Origin of the sequence: Promicromonospora sp. NPDC057488 (assembly GCF_042802395.1) — a bacterium.
Lineage (GTDB): Bacteria > Actinomycetota > Actinomycetes > Actinomycetales > Cellulomonadaceae > Promicromonospora.
In genome coordinates this window covers 1-15,799 of record NZ_JBHVEG010000147.1, presented here as the reverse complement: position 1 = coordinate 15,799, position 15,799 = coordinate 1, and the positions used below count along the sequence as shown (strand labels likewise).

General features: G+C 74.2%; 16 protein-coding genes. 7 read left to right on the top strand and 9 right to left on the bottom strand.

Features of this window, described 5'->3' with window-relative positions:
* Positions 1–20: 20 nt before the first annotated feature.
* The 7 genes from ACFU5G_RS23140 to ACFU5G_RS23110 all read right to left on the bottom strand — a co-directional run bounded on the left by ACFU5G_RS23140 (position 21) and on the right by ACFU5G_RS23110 (position 6,536).
* The gene (locus ACFU5G_RS23140; protein ID WP_377250071.1) at positions 21–620 is read right to left on the bottom strand and encodes a GNAT family N-acetyltransferase; all 600 of its coding nucleotides are present in this window, start codon (positions 618–620) and stop codon (positions 21–23) included.
* A 73-nt stretch (positions 621–693) separates the two neighbouring features.
* Positions 694–1,671 (bottom strand): phosphotransferase family protein, encoded by a 978-nt coding sequence (locus ACFU5G_RS23135; protein ID WP_377250069.1) that lies wholly within the window; start codon positions 1,669–1,671, stop codon positions 694–696.
* Positions 1,671–2,777 (bottom strand): Rv2578c family radical SAM protein, encoded by a 1,107-nt coding sequence (locus ACFU5G_RS23130; RefSeq protein WP_377250067.1) that lies wholly within the window; start codon positions 2,775–2,777, stop codon positions 1,671–1,673. Before ACFU5G_RS23130 ends, ACFU5G_RS23135 begins: the two co-directional genes overlap by 1 nt.
* A gap of 77 nt (positions 2,778–2,854) precedes the next feature.
* The gene (locus tag ACFU5G_RS23125) at positions 2,855–3,664 is read right to left on the bottom strand and encodes a hypothetical protein (protein ID WP_377250064.1); all 810 of its coding nucleotides are present in this window, start codon (positions 3,662–3,664) and stop codon (positions 2,855–2,857) included.
* 149 nt (positions 3,665–3,813) lie between these two features.
* A complete protein-coding gene (hisS, locus tag ACFU5G_RS23120) occupies positions 3,814–5,184 on the bottom strand; it encodes a histidine--tRNA ligase (RefSeq protein WP_377250061.1) in 1,371 nt (456 codons plus the stop codon).
* 30 nt (positions 5,185–5,214) lie between these two features.
* Complete coding sequence (locus tag ACFU5G_RS23115; protein WP_377250058.1) at positions 5,215–5,877, bottom strand: DinB family protein; 663 nt, start codon at positions 5,875–5,877, stop codon at positions 5,215–5,217.
* Positions 5,874–6,536 (bottom strand): MBL fold metallo-hydrolase, encoded by a 663-nt coding sequence (locus ACFU5G_RS23110; RefSeq protein ID WP_377250056.1) that lies wholly within the window; start codon positions 6,534–6,536, stop codon positions 5,874–5,876. Before ACFU5G_RS23110 ends, ACFU5G_RS23115 begins: the two co-directional genes overlap by 4 nt.
* Positions 6,537–6,740: 204 nt before the next feature.
* Here ACFU5G_RS23110 and ACFU5G_RS23105 point away from each other — a divergent pair, with 204 nt between their 5' ends.
* The 4 genes from ACFU5G_RS23105 to ACFU5G_RS23090 all read left to right on the top strand — a co-directional run bounded on the left by ACFU5G_RS23105 (position 6,741) and on the right by ACFU5G_RS23090 (position 11,325).
* A complete protein-coding gene (locus ACFU5G_RS23105; protein ID WP_377250053.1) occupies positions 6,741–7,508 on the top strand; it encodes a peptidylprolyl isomerase in 768 nt (255 codons plus the stop codon).
* Positions 7,505–9,523: a DUF349 domain-containing protein gene (locus tag ACFU5G_RS23100; RefSeq protein ID WP_377250051.1), complete on the top strand. Its 2,019-nt coding sequence runs from the start codon at positions 7,505–7,507 to the stop codon at positions 9,521–9,523. The genes ACFU5G_RS23105 and ACFU5G_RS23100 overlap by 4 nt, the downstream gene beginning before the upstream one ends.
* 74 nt (positions 9,524–9,597) lie before the next feature.
* Positions 9,598–10,212: a hypothetical protein gene (locus ACFU5G_RS23095; protein WP_377250049.1), complete on the top strand. Its 615-nt coding sequence runs from the start codon at positions 9,598–9,600 to the stop codon at positions 10,210–10,212.
* Positions 10,213–10,221: 9 nt separating this feature from the next.
* Positions 10,222–11,325 carry a DNA polymerase domain-containing protein gene (locus tag ACFU5G_RS23090; RefSeq protein WP_033325838.1) on the top strand — a complete coding sequence of 368 codons (1,104 nt, stop codon included), beginning with the start codon at positions 10,222–10,224 and terminating at the stop codon, positions 11,323–11,325.
* Positions 11,326–11,356: 31 nt separating this feature from the next.
* On the opposite strand, the gene ACFU5G_RS23085 is transcribed toward ACFU5G_RS23090, so the two are convergent.
* Complete coding sequence (locus tag ACFU5G_RS23085; RefSeq protein WP_377250047.1) at positions 11,357–11,626, bottom strand: Rho termination factor N-terminal domain-containing protein; 270 nt, start codon at positions 11,624–11,626, stop codon at positions 11,357–11,359.
* A 111-nt stretch (positions 11,627–11,737) separates the two neighbouring features.
* Here ACFU5G_RS23085 and ACFU5G_RS23080 point away from each other — a divergent pair, with 111 nt between their 5' ends.
* Complete coding sequence (locus tag ACFU5G_RS23080) at positions 11,738–12,301, top strand: dihydrofolate reductase family protein (protein ID WP_377250045.1); 564 nt, start codon at positions 11,738–11,740, stop codon at positions 12,299–12,301.
* A 56-nt stretch (positions 12,302–12,357) separates the two neighbouring features.
* Positions 12,358–13,476 (top strand): ATP-dependent DNA ligase, encoded by a 1,119-nt coding sequence (locus ACFU5G_RS23075; protein ID WP_377250074.1) that lies wholly within the window; start codon positions 12,358–12,360, stop codon positions 13,474–13,476.
* Here the strand turns inward: ACFU5G_RS23075 and ACFU5G_RS23070 are convergent.
* Positions 13,427–14,326: a TetR/AcrR family transcriptional regulator gene (locus ACFU5G_RS23070; RefSeq protein ID WP_377250043.1), complete on the bottom strand. Its 900-nt coding sequence runs from the start codon at positions 14,324–14,326 to the stop codon at positions 13,427–13,429. The genes ACFU5G_RS23075 and ACFU5G_RS23070 overlap by 50 nt on opposite strands.
* A 131-nt stretch (positions 14,327–14,457) precedes the next feature.
* On the opposite strand from ACFU5G_RS23070, the gene ACFU5G_RS23065 reads away from it, so the two are divergent.
* Complete coding sequence (locus tag ACFU5G_RS23065) at positions 14,458–15,744, top strand: DUF418 domain-containing protein (RefSeq protein ID WP_377250041.1); 1,287 nt, start codon at positions 14,458–14,460, stop codon at positions 15,742–15,744.
* Positions 15,745–15,799: the final 55 nt, after the last annotated feature.

Below are 15,799 nucleotides of genomic sequence, written 5' to 3'. Positions count from 1 at the left end.
GGGCCGCAGAGCGAAGAAACTTAGGCCTCGAGAGGGAGCGCGCCCTCGGCGTCGGCCAGGCGGGCGTGGACGTGCATGTCGTGGTGGCCGTCCGCGTGCCGAGCAGCCCCGCGCCGGGTCCCCTCGGGGACGAACCCGGCCTTCTGCGCGACCCGGCAGGACGCCTCGTTCAGCGTCGAGTGCTCCAGCTCCAGCCGCCGGAACCCGGCGTCGAACGCCCAGGCGCTCGCCGCCGTGACGGCCCGCGGCGCCACGCCGCGGCCGCGGGCGGCCGGGACGGTCCAGTAGGCGATCTCGGCGACGCCGTCGAACAGCTCGAGGTCCTTCAGCGCGAGCCGCCCCAGCAGCGCCCCGTCCGCGCCGGCGACCGCCCACTCCAGGCGGCGCTCCTGCGCCCACGCGTGCTGCCAGTTCACGATCATCCCGAGCGCCTCGTCCGGCGAGTCGATCCGTCGCACGTGCCAGCGCTGGATGTCCGGGTCGGCGTACGCGTCCCGGAGGGCCAGGGCGTCGGTGCCGTTCCAGGGCCGCAGCACCTCGCCGTCGCCGACCGGCAGCGTGGGCTGTGCCAGCCGCGCCAGCGTGCCGGGCGTGATCGTGTACGGGGCGAGTTCGGCCATGCCGACACCCTAGGTCCCGGGCCTGGCCGGCCGGGCGCCGTCCCGGCCCGCGTCCTGGTCTTCACCCGTCATTTCAGGGAGCTGAGCCGACGTCGCCGGTGCGGGCGATCGCGACCAGGTGCGCGCGGGCCCGGCGCACCACCGGGTTCGGCTCCGCGCGGGCCGCGAGGTCGATCAGGGCGACCAGGTCGGCGGCGCGCGCCAGGTCTCTTGCCCGACGCCGGCAGGGCTCACCGGCGTCCCGGTCCGCGCCCGACCCCGCGAACCAGCCGTCCAGGACGCCCTCGACGTACGCCGCCTCCCGGTCGAAGCGCAGCAGGTTGCCCAGGTCGGTGGCCGGATGTCCGGCGTGCGCGAACTCCCAGTCGAGCACGCCGGTGACCTGGAGCGTCGCCGGGTCCACGAGCACGTTCTTGGGGTTCAGGTCGCTGTGCACCAGGCAGGGCGCGGCGCCGTCCAGGTCGGCGGCGGCCCGTTCGGCGACCGTCCGCAGGCCCGCGACCTCGCCGGCGGACCAGCCGGCCTCGACCAGTCGGGGTGCGTGGGTGTCGACCCAGTCGGGCAGCCGGAGGTCGAACGGCTCGATCCGCAGCCCTGGGTCGGCGAACAGCCCGGTCCGTGGCAGCGGTGTGGCGGCGAGCGTTCCCGCGACCCGGCCGAGCGCGCTGCCCAGGGACCGCAGGTCGTCGTCGGCCCGGGGCTTGTCGGCAAGGCGCTCGGCGACCAGCCGCGCGAGCACCAGGTCGCCGCGCTCCCCCGGCAGCAGCTCCGTGACGAGCAGCCCGGGCAGGCCGGCGGCGGCGTCATGCACCTGGCGGACCACCGGGACCGGGACCAGGCCGCGGACCCGGTCCAGCAGCGCCGCCTGGATCCGGGCGGCGTCCGGGGCGTGCCGGCCGTCGGCGAAGTACCGCACCACCACGCGGCCCCCCGGGTGCCCGGGATCCGCGGGGTCGGTCGCGAGGAAGGTCTCCCCCGACCACCCGCCCGCGAGCGGCTCCAGCATGTACCCGGGCAGGCGCGGGTCGACGCGCGGACGCGGTGGCTCCATCAGAACAGGGTCTCGCTGCCGACGTCCGCGGTCAGGGAGGCCGCGCCGGCGCCGTCGGCCCGTACACCGGTGAACGCGCCGCGCGGGTAGTCGCCCTCCGCGTGCTGGTCCTCGCCGACCCGGTGCATCGCCGCGCCGCCGAGCCCGCGTTCGTGGATCAGGGGACGCACCCGCTCCCAGAGCCAGTCCCTGTACCCCTTGTGCGCGTAGGCGCCGCGCGCGTAGACGCGGCCGTAGCCCTCGACGAGGTGCGGGTGGGAGCGTTCGAGCCAGCCGAGGTACCACTCGCGGGCGCCGGGCCGCAGGTGCAGCGGCAGCACGGTGACGCCGGTCGCACCCGCCTCGACCAGGTTGTCGAGGAGCCGCTCGAGGTGCGCGAGGGAGTCGGTCAGCCAGGGCAGCACCGGCGCGACCATGACGCCGCACGGCAGGCCCGCCGCCCGGATCGCGCGGATCAGGTCGAGCCGGGCCTTCGGCGTCGGGGTGCCGGGCTCGACGGCCTGCTGCAGCTCCTTGCCCTGCGGCGTGTCGGCGAACGCGAGCGAGACGCCGAGCCCGACGTCGACCTGCTCCGCGGCCTCGACGATCAGCGGCAGGTCACGCCGCAGGAGCGTGCCCTTGGTCAGGATCGAGAACGGCGTGCCGGAGTCCGCGAGCGCCGAGATGATGCCGGGCATGAGCCGGTAGCGTCCCTCGGCCCGCTGGTAAGGGTCGGTGTTGGTGCCGAGCGCGACCGGCTCGTGCGACCAGGACTGCTTGGCCAGCTCGGCGCGCAGCACCTGGTCGGCGTTGACCTTGACGACCACCTGGGAGTCGAAGTCGTGGCCGGCGTCGAGGTCGAGATATTCGTGAGTATTTCGGGCAAAGCAGTAATAACAGGCATGACTGCATCCGCGGTACGGGTTCACCGTCCAGCGGAACGGCATCTGCGAGGCGGCCGGGACCTTCGAGAGCGCGCTCTTGGCCAGCACCTCGTGGAAGGTCACGCCCGCGAACTCGGGCGACCGGACGGTGCGCAGCAGCTCAGCGCCGCGCAGCGCGGGCAGTTCGAGCCCGGGCAGCGCGCCGTCGTCGTCGTTCGAGATCGCCTGCCCTTGCCAACGCATAAGTCGATTCGAACACTCGTTCGATTGCGCGTCAAGTTGTCCACAGCGTCAGGCCGCTGGGATTGAGGTACGCGGCGTCAGGGCAGCGGCGCGGCGCACCCCGCCGAGGCCGCATCGCCCGACGCGGCGACACCCGACACCACGACCGACACGCTCCACCGCCCCCGCTCGGACGCGGCCAGCGCCCGCGGCGGCTCGACGGCGAGCGTCCCGGCGTCGGGGACGGCGTCGCGCACGGTCGGATAGGCGGCACCGGCTCCGTCGGTGAACGTCACGGCGACGTCCGAGCCCGCAGGGGCCTCGACCACGAGGTGGTCCCTCGGGTCCGGCAGCCGCAGACCGAGCACGTCGCGGTACTGGTCGACCCAGGCCACGGACACCCCGGCCGGGCAGACGAGCGCGACGCGGTCGGCCTCGACCGGCGAGAACGCGAGGACGGCTGTGGACCCCCCGAGCGCCGCGGCCAGCACGACGGCGGGCACCCGGATCCGGCGCCGGACGGGGCGACGAGGGTGCAGCCGGTTGTCGTCCGCGCCGCCGCGGTGCGCTTCAGCGGCACGGTGCGGCCCAGCGGCACGGTGCGGCCCAGCGTTGCGGAACCCGCCGACGGGCTCGGCGCCGCGGCCCCAGCCAGCGGCACCGAGCCCGCCAGCAGCGCTGAGCTCGTCAGCGGTGCTGAGCTCGTCAGCGGTGCTGAGCCCGTCGGCGGCGATGATCCTCTCGGTGACACGACGCGAGCGCCGGACCCGTCGCGTCCAGGCCGCCTTCACGGCACCCCGGTCGCGACGCCGTCTCACCGGTTCCTGGGGCGCGCCGGTCACCCCGACGAGCGACTGTTCCCAGCGCTCGCCGACTACCTCGTCACCGAAGCGTCCCGAACCCGTCATCGACTGTCCCCTCGGCCCGCCGGCAGGCCGAGGGTCGGCCGGGCGGCGTCGTTACGTACGGAGTCTCATCGACTCGACGCGAGGCTAGCCGACCGCGAGCACGCGGCTTCGGGCATACCGGACAACACCCTCCAGTTCACCCGTGAGGTTCACCCGCGCGGCACGACCCGGGGCCAGCGGTCCTCGTCCGACGGCGCCCACGACGCGGCGTCGGCGTCGACCTGGTCGCCGGAGCGGATGTCCTTGACCTGGTCGGCACCCACCACGCCGTCCTCGCCCGCGGAGCCCGGGAACCACACGAACGGGATGCCGCGCCGGTCGGCGTACTTGATCTGCTTCCCGAACTTCGCGGCGCTGGGCGCCACCTCGACCGGGATGTCCCGGGCGCGCAGCGCGGCGGCCACGGCGTCGGACGTCGCGCGCTCCTCCTCGGACGCCACCGCGACCAGCACGGCGGACGGCACCGAGCGGGTCGCCTCCACCAGGTCGGCGGACAGCAGGCGGGAGACCAGGCGCGAGACGCCGATCGACAGGCCAACGCCGGGGTAGGTGTTCTTGCCGTCGGAGGCGAGCGTGTCGTAGCGGCCGCCCGAGCAGACCGAGCCGAGCTGCTCGTGGCCCACCAGCACCGTCTCGTACACCGAGCCCGTGTAGTAGTCGAGGCCGCGCGCGATCTTCAGGTCCGCCACGACCACGCCCGGCGCGCGCTGTGCCGCCGCGGCGATCAGCGCGCCGAGCTCGGCCAGGCCGGTCTCCAGCAGCTCCGTGACCGCGCCGTAGGACTCGGCCAGCGCGCGCACCTCGTCGATCACGCCGACGTCCGAACCCGAGATCGACGCGAGCGCCAGGCAGGCCTTGGCCTGGTCGTCGGTGGCGCCGCACTCGGTCACGAGCAGCTCGGAGACCTTCTCCGGCCCGATCTTGTCGAGCTTGTCGATCTGCCGCAGCACACCCTCGACGTCCTCCAGGCCGACGCCGCGGTAGAAGCCCTCGGCGACCCGGCGGTTGTTCACCAGGATGCGCACGGGCGGCAGGCCGATCTCGCCCAGGGCGCCGAGCGCCTCGGCCATGACCAGCGGCGCCTCGACCTCGAAGTGGTACGGCAGCTCGCCCGCGCCGACGATGTCGATGTCGGCCTGGACGAACTCGCGGAACCGGCCGTCCTGCGGGCGCTCGCCGCGCCACACCTTCTGGATCTGGTAGCGGCGGAACGGGAACGCGATGCGGCCGGCGTTCTCGAGCACGTAGCGGGCGAAGGGAACGGTCAGGTCGAAGTGCAGGCCGAGCTGCTTGTCGGGGATCTGGCTGTTCTCCTCCTGGAGACGCGAGAGCAGATAGACCTCCTTGGAGGTCTCCCCCTTGCGCAGCAGCTGGTCCAGTGGCTCGACGGCCCGCGTCTCGATCCCGGCGAACCCGTGCAGCTCGAAGGTGTGGCGCAGGGTGTCGAGGACGTGCTGCTCGACGATGCGACCGTCAGGGAGCCATTCGGGGAAACCGGAGAGAGGAGTGGGCTTTGCCATGCCTCAGATCTTCCCACGAGCGGCGACCGGTCAGCCCGGGTTTTCCACAGCCTGGTCCAGGCGGGCGAGCACGTCGAGCTCGCCGCGCTCGTGCCACGCCAGGCGGCGCAGCACCTTCACGCTGGTCCAGCTCCCGTGCTCGGGCCAGGCCGTGGCCAGGTCCGGCGCCAGCGCCTCGACCGTGCGCCGCACGTGCGCGCCGGACTCCTCGAGCTCGGTCACCACGTCGTCCGCCCGCTCCCGCGCGGGCAGGCCGAGCAGCGGCAGGTAGTAGCGCGACTCGGTGTCCGCGATGTGGAACGCGAGCTGTTCCACCGTGTGCCAGGAGGCGTAGGCCGGCAGCCGCCGGCCGGGGTCTCGGTAGTCCAGGACGCCGCGCGGCGCGGCGCGCACCAGGGCGAGGGTCCGCGCCCGGGCGCGGTCGAGGACCGCGAGCGTCGCCGCGCGCTCGGCATCGGACGCCGGGAGCATGTCCCGTTCGAACACCGTCTCGTCCCCGCTCGCGGCGCGGTCCACGCGTTCGACGACGTCGACAGCGCCCGTGCCGAGGCGGCACCGGGCGGCGAGGTCGGCCAGCGCCGCGTCGTCGTCGGGTCCCTGGCCGCAGGTGCCCCAGTGCTCCAGGTCGAACGTCCAGGCGGCGGACCAGCCGTCCTCGGCCATGCCCGCACCCGCGTCGACGTAGGCCCTCATCCGCGGCCCGCCGCGAGGAATGGGTTGGTCCCCAGCTCGTGCGCCACGGTGGTGGTCGGGCCGTGCCCCGGGACTACGGCGAGCCCCGGGTCGAGCGCGCGCACCACGTCGCGCAGGGTCTCGCCCATCACCTGGTCGGAGCCGCCGTGCAGGTCGGTGCGCCCGATGGAGCCCGCGAACAGGACGTCACCGGACAGCACCACCTCGTCGTCGAGCCGGTAGAGCGTGGAGCCCTCCGTGTGCCCGGGCGCGTGCAGGGCCTGGAGCGTGACGGCACCGAACGTGAGCGTCGTCGACCCGCCCGGGGTCGCGAACGGCTCGACCACGTCCGGCGCGCGGTAGTCGTCGCGGTGCAGGCCGAGCGCGGACTCCAGCGCGGGGCTGAGGGTGGCGAACGGCTCGGCCAGCCGGTAGGCGTCGGCCTCGTGCAGCCGCATCGGGATGTCGTACCGCGCGCACAGCGCCCCGGCGTCCCACGTGTGGTCGGCGTGGCCGTGCGTGGCCAGGACGGCGCGCGGGGTCAGGCCGGCGTCGTCGACCAGCCGCCCGACGGCGTCCGCGACCCCTGCGCCCGCGTCCACCACCACGCAGTCGGTACCGGCGGACACCACGCAGCAGTTGGTTCCGAAGACCGGCGCGACCACGACTCGAAGCTCCACGAAACCCACGCTAACCGGTCCGTCCGACCCTTGTGGACGCTTGTTCACCCCTCGCGGGCGCGGCTCAGACAGTATGACCTGGCATCCGATGCCTACACTGTCCCCGCACGGGGTGATTCGCCCCGGATCCATCAGGTGAACCGGTCCCGGCGGGGCCGCGCCCGGGTCGGGGCGAGCACAAGAGAGCACGGAGAAGGGAACGCGGTGGCTTCCACCAAGCAGCGGCAGCGCGCGCAGCAGGCCAGGCAGGCCGAGAAGCAGGCGCAGCGGCAGGCGGCCAAGCGCGCGCGCAAGCAGCGGCTGTGGATCCTGGTCGCGCTGTTCACGGTGCTTGCGCTCGTGGGCGCCTTCGTGATCGCGGCGCTGATCAACAACAACGCCGCACCCGAGGCCGGCGCCTGCCCGGAGGCCGTCGAGGAGGCTCGGGACAGCTACGAGCTCGCCGACCCCGCGGTGGCCGAGGACCGTACCTGGACCGTCACCCTGCAGGCCTGCTCCGGCGACACGACCGCCGACATCGTGCTCGAGCTCGACGGCGCCGCCGCACCGCAGGCCGTCGCCAGCTTCGTCACCCTCGCCCAGGGCAAGTACTTCGACGGGACCGGCTGCCACCGCCTGACCACGGAGAACATCTTCGTGCTCCAGTGCGGCGACCCGACCTTCACCGGCTCCGGCAGCCCGGGCTACTCCTTCGGCCCCGTCGAGAACGCCCCGGACGACGACGTCTACCCCGCGGGCACCGTCGCGATGGCGCGACGCGGCGACGACCCCAACTCCATGGGCTCCCAGTTCTTCCTCGTCTACGAGGATTCGACCATCCCCTCCGACACCGCCGGCGGGTACACGGTCTTCGGCACGATCACATCCGGCCTGGACTTTGTCCAAGCAGTCGCTGACGCGGGCGTGGCAGAAGGTGCACCAGACGGTCCACCTGCCAACCCGGTCACCATCGAAGGAGTTGAGACCCAGTGAGCGAACCCACTTCTCGCTCGACCGAGCCCGTCCAGCAGGACGCGCCCGTCGAGCCCGTGGCCGAGACTCCGACCGCAGCCGAGGCCCCCGCCGAGGTGGCCGGCGAGGCCCCTGAGGCGGCTGTCGAGGCCGACGCACCGGAGGCTGCCGCGGAGGCGACCGAAGAGGCGCCCGCGACGGAGCAGGCCGGTGCGGAAGCTCCCGTGGCCGAGCCCGAGGCAGCCGCCGAGGAGGCTCCGGTCGAGGAGGCTCCGGTCGAGGAGGCTGCCGCGGACGAGGCGCCCGCCGCCGAGGCTCCGGCCGAGGAGGCCCCGGCTGCCGAGGCCGAGACCGCCGAAGCCGAGACCGCTGCGGCCGAGACTCCCACTGAGGACGCTCCCGCCGCCGAGGCCGAGGCTCCGGCTGAAGCCGCGGCAACGGCCGAGGAGCCTGCGACTGCCGAGGCGACGACGGAGGAGACCCCGGCCGAGACCGAGGCCGCCGCCGAGGCGGCTCCGGCTGAGACCGAGGCCCCCGCCGAGGAGGCTCCGGCTGAAGCGGCTCCGGCCGACGAGGCCGCGGAGACCCCCGCCGCCGAGGCCCCGGCCGCCGCCCCCGCGCCGAAGCCCGCCACGCCGAAGCCGTCCGCGATCCCGTCGCCGGCCGCGCTCGCGCGGCCGCGTGCCCCGAAGCCGGGCGCGCCGTCGGCCCCCGTGGCCCAGTCCGCGCCCGCCGCGCCGGCCGCTCCCGTGGTGCCCGCCGCCGCGGACGCCGTCGCGCACGCCGAGGCGGAGAAGTTCGGCCGCGTCGACGACGAGGGCAACGTCTACGTGCACGACGCCGCCGGCGAGCGCGTCGTGGGCCAGTTCCCCGGCGTCACGACCGAGGAGGCGCTCGCGCTGTACGTGCGCCGCTACCTCGACCTGAGCGCGAAGGTCGGGCTGTTCGAGGCCCGGCTGGAGAGCGCCGACCTGTCGGTGCGCGAGATCGACCAGACGCTGCAGAAGCTGGGCGAGGAGACGGCCGAGCCGGCCGCCGTCGGCGACCTGGACGGTCTGCGGGCCCGCGTCGAGACCCTGCGGGGCCGCTCCGCGGAGCGCCGTGCCGCCCTGGAGCAGGCGCGGTCCGCCGCCAAGGCCGAGGCCGTCGCGTCCCGCACCTCGATCGTGGAGGCCGCCGAGAAGATCGCGGGGACCGACCCGAGCAAGATGCAGTGGCGCCCGGCGGGCGAGGAGCTGCGCGCCCTGCTGGACCAGTGGAAGGACGCCCAGCGTTCCGGGCCGCGCATCGACCGCCCCACGGAGGAGTCGCTCTGGAAGCGGTTCAGCCACGCCCGCACCGCGTTCGACCGCGAGCGCCGGCACTTCTTCGCCGACCTGGAGCAGCGCAACAGCGCGGCCAAGGTCGAGAAGGAGAAGCTGGTGTCCGAGGCGGAGGCGCTGTCGGACAGCACCGACTGGGGCTACACCGCGGGTGCGTACCGCGACCTGATGACGCGCTGGAAGGCGGCCGGGCGGGCGTCCCGCAAGGACGACGACGCGCTGTGGGCCCGGTTCCGGGCCGCGCAGGACCGGTTCTTCCAGGCGCGGGACGCCGAGAACGCGGTGATCGACGCGGAGTACGGCGAGAACCTGAAGGTCAAGGAGGTCCTGCTGGAGGAGGCGGAGGCGCTGCTCCCGGTCAAGGACCTGAACAAGGCCAAGGCGGGCCTGCGCAGCGTGCAGGAGCGCTGGGAGGAGGCCGGCAAGGTTCCGCGCGGCGACATCCAGCGCATCGAGGCTCGGCTGCGTGCGGTGGAGACCGCGGTCCGCGACGCCGACCAGGCGCAGTGGAAGCGCACCAACCCGGAGACGCGGGCGCGTGCCGAGGGTGCGGCGGCGCAGCTCGAGTCCGCGATCGCGGGTCTCGAGGCGGACCTCGCGGATGCTCAGGCCAAGGGCGACAAGCGCAAGGTCTCGGAGCTGGAGGCCGCCGTGGCGGCTCGCCGCTCGTGGCTGGAGCAGGTCGTCAAGGCCGCGGAGGACTCCCGGGGCTGATCCGGGCTGAGGTTGTCCACAACGGGTCCGGTCGCGCGCTGCGCGACCGGGCCCGTTGCGCATAGGTTCTGCAGGTGCCGTTCCCGTCCCTCGCCGCGTTCCTCGACCCCGGGCCGACGGCGCCGGCCCGCGTCGTGACTCCGGAGCACGTCGGGGGCCCGGTGGCCTGGTGGGACCTGCGCCGTGCGGGGGCGCTGGTCGAGCTGCACGACGGCGCGGCGGTCGCGGTCGGCTCGGTGGTGGGCCCGGAGCATCGTGCCCTGGCGCTGGCGCACGAGGTGCCCGCCCGGTGCGTGCTGGCGGCGGCGTCGGCCGCGTGGGTGCACACGGGCCTGTTCGCCGGGCGCGACGCACCGGCCTGGCCGGCCGGGGTACCGGTCGAGCTGGCCTACTCCCCCGACACCCACCGGCCGGCCCCGCGCCCGGGGCAGCTCACGCGGCGTGCCCCGGGTCTCGCGCGGGACACCGAGCACCTCGCGGGGGTGCCTGTGACCAGCCGGGTCCGTACCGCCGTCGACGTCGCGTGCACCGCGCCGCCGGAGGCGGCGGTGCCCGTACTGGTGGCTCTGGCGCGGGGCGGGGTGGACCTGCGGGTGGCGACCCGGGCGCTGGACCGGCGGGCCCGCGTGGTGGGCCGGCCCGCGGCGCATCGCGCGCTTTCTGCGGCGCGAGAGCTGCTGGCGGGCTAGGTTCGGTCCATGGCCGGATCCAAGACACCCGCTGTGGAGCTCGACGTCGCGGGCCGTACCGTGCGCGTGACGAGCCCGGACCGCGTCGTCTTCCCCCGTGACATCACCAAGCTCCAGGTCGTGGAGTACTTCGTGGCCGTGGCGGACGGGATCACCGGCGCCCTGCTGCACCGCCCCACGACGCTGGAGCGCTGGCCCAAGGGCTGGCACGAGGGCGCGCACCTCGCCACGCGCATGCCCAAGCCGGACGACCCGAAGGGTGACGGCTTCTACCAGAAGCGCATCCCGCGGGGTGCGCCGGGCTACGTGGAGACCGCGACCATCGCGTTCCCGTCGGGCCGGACGGCAGACGAGGTGTGCCCCACCGAGCCGGCCGTGGTGGCCTGGGCGGCGAACATGGGCACGCTCACGTTCCACCCGTGGCCGGTGCGGCGGGACGACGTCGAGGCCGTGGACCAGCTCCGCATCGACCTCGACCCGCAGCCGGGCACGGACTTCTCCGACGCCGCCGCGGTGGCCCCGCACCTGCGCGAGCTGCTGGGCGAGCTGGACCTGACGGGGTACCCCAAGACGTCCGGCGGCCGGGGGCTGCACGTGTTCGTGCCGCTGGAGCCGCGGTGGACCTTCACCGAGGCGCGGCGGGCCACGATCGCGATCGGCCGCGAGCTGGAGCGGCGGCTGCCGGGCCAGGTCACCACGCGGTGGTGGAAGGAGGAGCGCGGCGAGGCGATCTTCGTGGACTACAACCAGATGGCGCGGGACCGCACGATCGCCTCCGCGTGGTCGATCCGGGCGAACGGGCGGGCCACGGTGTCGATGCCGCTGGACTGGGACGAGGTGCCCGACGTGCACCCCGACGACTTCGACGTGCTGTCCGCTCCGGCGCGGTTCGCCGAGCGGGGCGACCTGTTCGCGGCCCTGCGCGCCGACCGTGACCCGGCCCTGGACTGCTCGCTGGACGCGGCCCTCGACCTGGCGGCCCGGGACGAGGCGAACGGCCTGGAGGATCTGCCCTACCCGCCCGAGTACCCGAAGATGCCGGGCGAGCCCAAGCGGGTCCAGCCGAGCCGCGACAAGGACCGGGACCGCAGCAAGGACGCCGTCGGCGAGTGAGCGGGTGGAACCCCCGTCCGGCGCGGCGCCGTCAGTGCGACCGCAGCGCCTTGATCAGGTCGTCCTTGCGCATCGTGGAGCGGCCCTCGATGCCGATCTCGGCGGCCCGCTTGCGCAGCTTCTCCACGGTCCAGTCGTCGTAGTCTCCGGACTTTCCGCTCTTGCGGCCGACGCTCTTGCGGGACGTGTTCGCCGCGGCGTTCGCGATGCGGGCGGACTTCTCCTTGGAGCTGCCCTCGTCGCGGAGCTTCTCGTACAGCTCCTTGTCCTTGACGCTCGGTCCGGGGTCACGCTTCGGCATGGTCGATCCTCCCGACGGTGCTGGACGTGCAGCCTCCACCATCACCCGATCTCACCCCGCTCGCACGAGCACGGACCGATGAGTCCGGCGCGCCTCCGCCGTCGGACGGGCATGGGAACGCTGCGCTACACCGCGAACATGTCCGCCGACGGGTACACCGTCGACGCCGAGGGGAGCTTCGCCTTCGCGCGGCCGACCGACGAGCTGCTCGCGTTCGTCAACGAGACCGAGGCCGATTCCGCCGTCTACGTCCACGGCCGGCGCATGTACGAGACGATGGTCTACTGGGAGACCCACGAACCGGGACCCGACCCGAACCCGCACGCGGACCGGTACGCGGAGATCTGGCAGGGCGTCGACAAGATCGTCGCGTCGTCGTCGCTGTCGCCGGACGCCGTGACGTCGGCCCGGACCCGGCTCGTGCGCGACCTGCAGCCGGGCGAGCTGCGGCGCATCGTGAACTGCGCGCCCGGCGTCGTCTCCATCGGCGGGCCGACCGTGGCCGCCGACTTCATCCGGCAGGGTCTCGTGGACGACTTCCGCTTCGTGGTCTACCCCGAGGTGGTGGGCGGCGGGCTGCCCGCGCTGCCGAAGGACGCACGGCTGAGCCTGCGCCTGGTGGAGTCCCGGACCTTCGACAGCGGGTGCGTCTACCTGCGCTACCTCCCGCGCTGAGGCAGGCTCGTACCGTGACCACTCTCAACCTGCCCGTGCAGCCCCCGGTCCGGCCGATGCTCGCCAAGAGCGTGCCGTCGGTGCCCGCCCAGCCCGCCGGCGACGACGCCGGCCCGGCCTACGTGTACGAACCCAAGTGGGACGGCTTCCGCGCCATCGTCTACCGCGACGGCGACGAGGTACGCATCGACTCCCGCAACGCCAAGCCCATGGAGCGATACTTCCCGGACGTCGTCGCGGCCGTCCGCGAGGCCCTGCCGGAGCGGTGCGTGGTCGACGGCGAGATCGTCATCGCGCAGCGGCCCGGGCACGGCGCCGCGCACCTCGACTTCGAGCTGCTCTCCCAGCGCATCCACCCCGCGGAGTCCCGCGTGCGGATGCTCGCCGAGACCACCCCGGCCGCGCTCGTCGTCTTCGACGTGCTGGCGCTCGGTGACGACGACCTCATGGACCAGCCCCTGACCGAGCGGATCGAGGCCCTGGACGGGCTGGGGCTGACCGGCCCGCTCGTGTTCGCCACCCCCCGCACCCTGGACGCCGCGGTGGCCACGGAGTGGTTCGGCTCGTTCGAGGGCGCCGGCCTGGACGGCGTAGTCGCCAAGCCCGCGGACGGCCCCTACGCCCCCAACAAGCGCACGATGCTCAAGATCAAGCACACGCGCACCGCCGACGTCGTGCTGGCCGGCTACCGCCTGCACAAGACGTCGACGCCCGAGGCGCCCCTGCTCGGCTCCCTGCTGCTGGGCCTGTGGGACGAGACCGACGACGGCCCGCGCCTGCAGTTCGTCGGCGTCGCGGCGTCGTTCTCGGCGACGCGGCGCGCGGAGCTCGTCGCCGAGCTGGCGCCGCTGGTCGTGGAGCCGGCTACGGACGCGGCCCAGGAGCACCCCTGGCAGGGCTGGACCGACCCCACCAAGGCCGAGGCGGGCGACCGCCTGCCCGGTGCGCAGTCGCGCTGGAGCTCGGGCAAGGACCTCTCGTTCACCCCGCTGCGGCCCGAGCGTGTGCTGGAGGTGGGCTACGACCACATGGAGGGCTCCCGGTTCCGCCACACGTCGCAGTTCAAGCGCTGGCGCCCCGACCGCGAGCCGGAGTCCTGCACCTACGAGCAGCTGGAGGAGCCGGTCAGCTTCGACCTGGGCGATCTGCTCCCGGGCGCGCCCGGGACGGCCTGACCCCACCCGCCGACCGTTCCACCGCCACGGCCACGCCGTCCAGGATGGTCTCCAGCCCGAACCGGAAGTCGTGGTCCGGGCCCTCCTCGGCGATCTGGTCGGGCGGCTCCTGCTCGAACAGCCCCGAGCCGAACAGCGCCGTCACCTCGGGGAACCGGTCCGGGCGCACCAGGCGCGCCATCGCCCGCCCGTACTCCTGCTCCGACTGCGCCTGGTCCAGGCCTGAGCCGGCCCGCGCCGCGGACAGGTCCGCCGCGAGCTGCGACGCGGTGCGCACGTACCCACTGACGAGCGTCACGACGCCCACCTTGGCCGCCCAGTCGAGTTCCGTGCCGCGCAGGGCCGCCAGGCCCGCGTCCATCCGCGCCAGGCCGTGCGGGCCCGACGGCGGACCCTGCACCGGCAGGTGCACCAGCCACGGGTGCCGCCGGTACATGGCGCGCACGTCGGCCGCCCAGCGGCGCAGCGCGCTGCGCCAGGCCGGATCGCCCTCGACATCCGCCTCCTCGGTGCCCGACGCCGCGTCGGCGGGGCTGCTCGCCTGGTCCGCCATGAGCACCAGCAGCTCGTCCTTGGACCCCACGTAGCGGTACAGCGACATCGGCGTGACGCCGAGCGCCTCACCCACCTTCGGCAGCGTGACGCCGGCCAGCCCGTCGCGGTCCGCCAGCCTGATCGCCGCCCCGACCACCTGGTCCACGTCCAGGACGGCGCGGCGGCCCAGCCGGGACGGCGTCCGCAGGCGCCAGAGCCGCGCGAGACCGGCGGGGACGTCGTCCGCGGCGGGGAGCGTGTCGCCGTCGTCGGGCAGGCCGCCGGCCGGGGTCTCGGGATCCGTCACGTGGCTCATGATCACACGTCCTCGCTGCTGCCGGGTCCGGGCGGAGCATCCGGCGCTTATTACTGTACGTCTTATAGTTTCATGAGTATGTTAATGCCGCGCGCGTCACCACACCCACCCACGCTCCTGAGGAGAGACCCATGACGACAGCCGCGGAACCTGCCGGCGCCGCCCCGGCGTCCGGCACCCGAACCGCACCGCACCCCCGTGGTCCCGTACGGCGCGCAGAGCGCGCGCTCGCCCCCGACCTCGCCCGAGGAGCGATGCTGCTGCTGATCGCGCTCGCGAACAGCATCGGCGTGTTCTTCGCGAACGCCCCCGGCCTGGACCCCACGGCGCACGGCGCCGAGCGCCCGTGGATCGTGCTGCTGTTCCTGTTCGTGCACTCCCGGGCGTTCCCGCTGTTCGCCTTCCTGTTCGGCTACGGCCTGGTCCAGCTCGCCGCCCGGCAGGACGCCGCCGGCGCAACGCCCCGGGAGGTCCGCGGCATCCTCGTGCGCCGCAACGCCTGGCTGCTCGCCTTCGGCGCGGTGCACGGTGTGCTGCTCTACTCCGGAGACTTCCTCGGGGCGTACGGCGTGGTCGGCATCGCGTTCACGGTGCTGCTCCTGCGCCGCTCGGACCGGCTCTACCGGATCGTTCCGGTGCTGATCGCGTTCGAGGTGCTCGCGTCGCTGACGCTGCTCGTGCTCGTGACGCTGCGCCTGGCCACCGCCGGTCCGGTCGGCCCGGCCGACGCCGCGTCGGCGCCGACCAGCCCGATGCCGTCGGTGCTGGCGCCCACTTTCCTCGACGGCGTCGTGGCGCGCCTGGGCGAGTGGCCGGCGCACACCCTCACGGTGCTGCCCTTCATCCTGTTCGTCTGGATCGGCGCGTGGGCCGCGCGGCGGCGGATCCTCGAGCGGCCCGGCGACCACCTGACGCTGCTGCGCCGGGGCGCGGCCGGCGGGCTGACGATCGGCGCCCTCGGCGGCCTGCCGATGGGCCTGCTCGCCGCCGGCTGGCTCCCGGTCGACGCCGGCACGGCCGGCCTGGTGACCACGCTGTACAACGTGTCGGGCACGCTCGGCGCGATCGGCTGGACGTGCCTGTTCGGCCTCCTGGCGCACCGCATCACGGTCTCCCGTGCTGCCCTGTCCACGAGCGGCGCGGACGGCGGCCGGGCGTCAGCCCTGGTGGACGCCGTCGCCGCGCTCGGGCGCCGGGGCCTGTCCGGCTACCTGGTCCAGTCCGTGGCGTGGCTCGTGCTGGCCGCCCCGTTCCTGCTGGACCTGCCGCGGCACGCGGCCAGCCCCACGTTCGCGGCGGCCGGCTGCGCGGTGGCGGTGTGGGCCCTGACCGTGGTCGGGGCCGCGGCGCTGGAACGGCGCGGTGACCGGGGGCCCGCCGAGAACCTGTTGCGCCGGCTCACCTACGGGCGGCGCTGACCGGTGTGACCGGAACGCTGGTCGAGCTTGTCGAGACCCGGGGTCTCGACAAGCT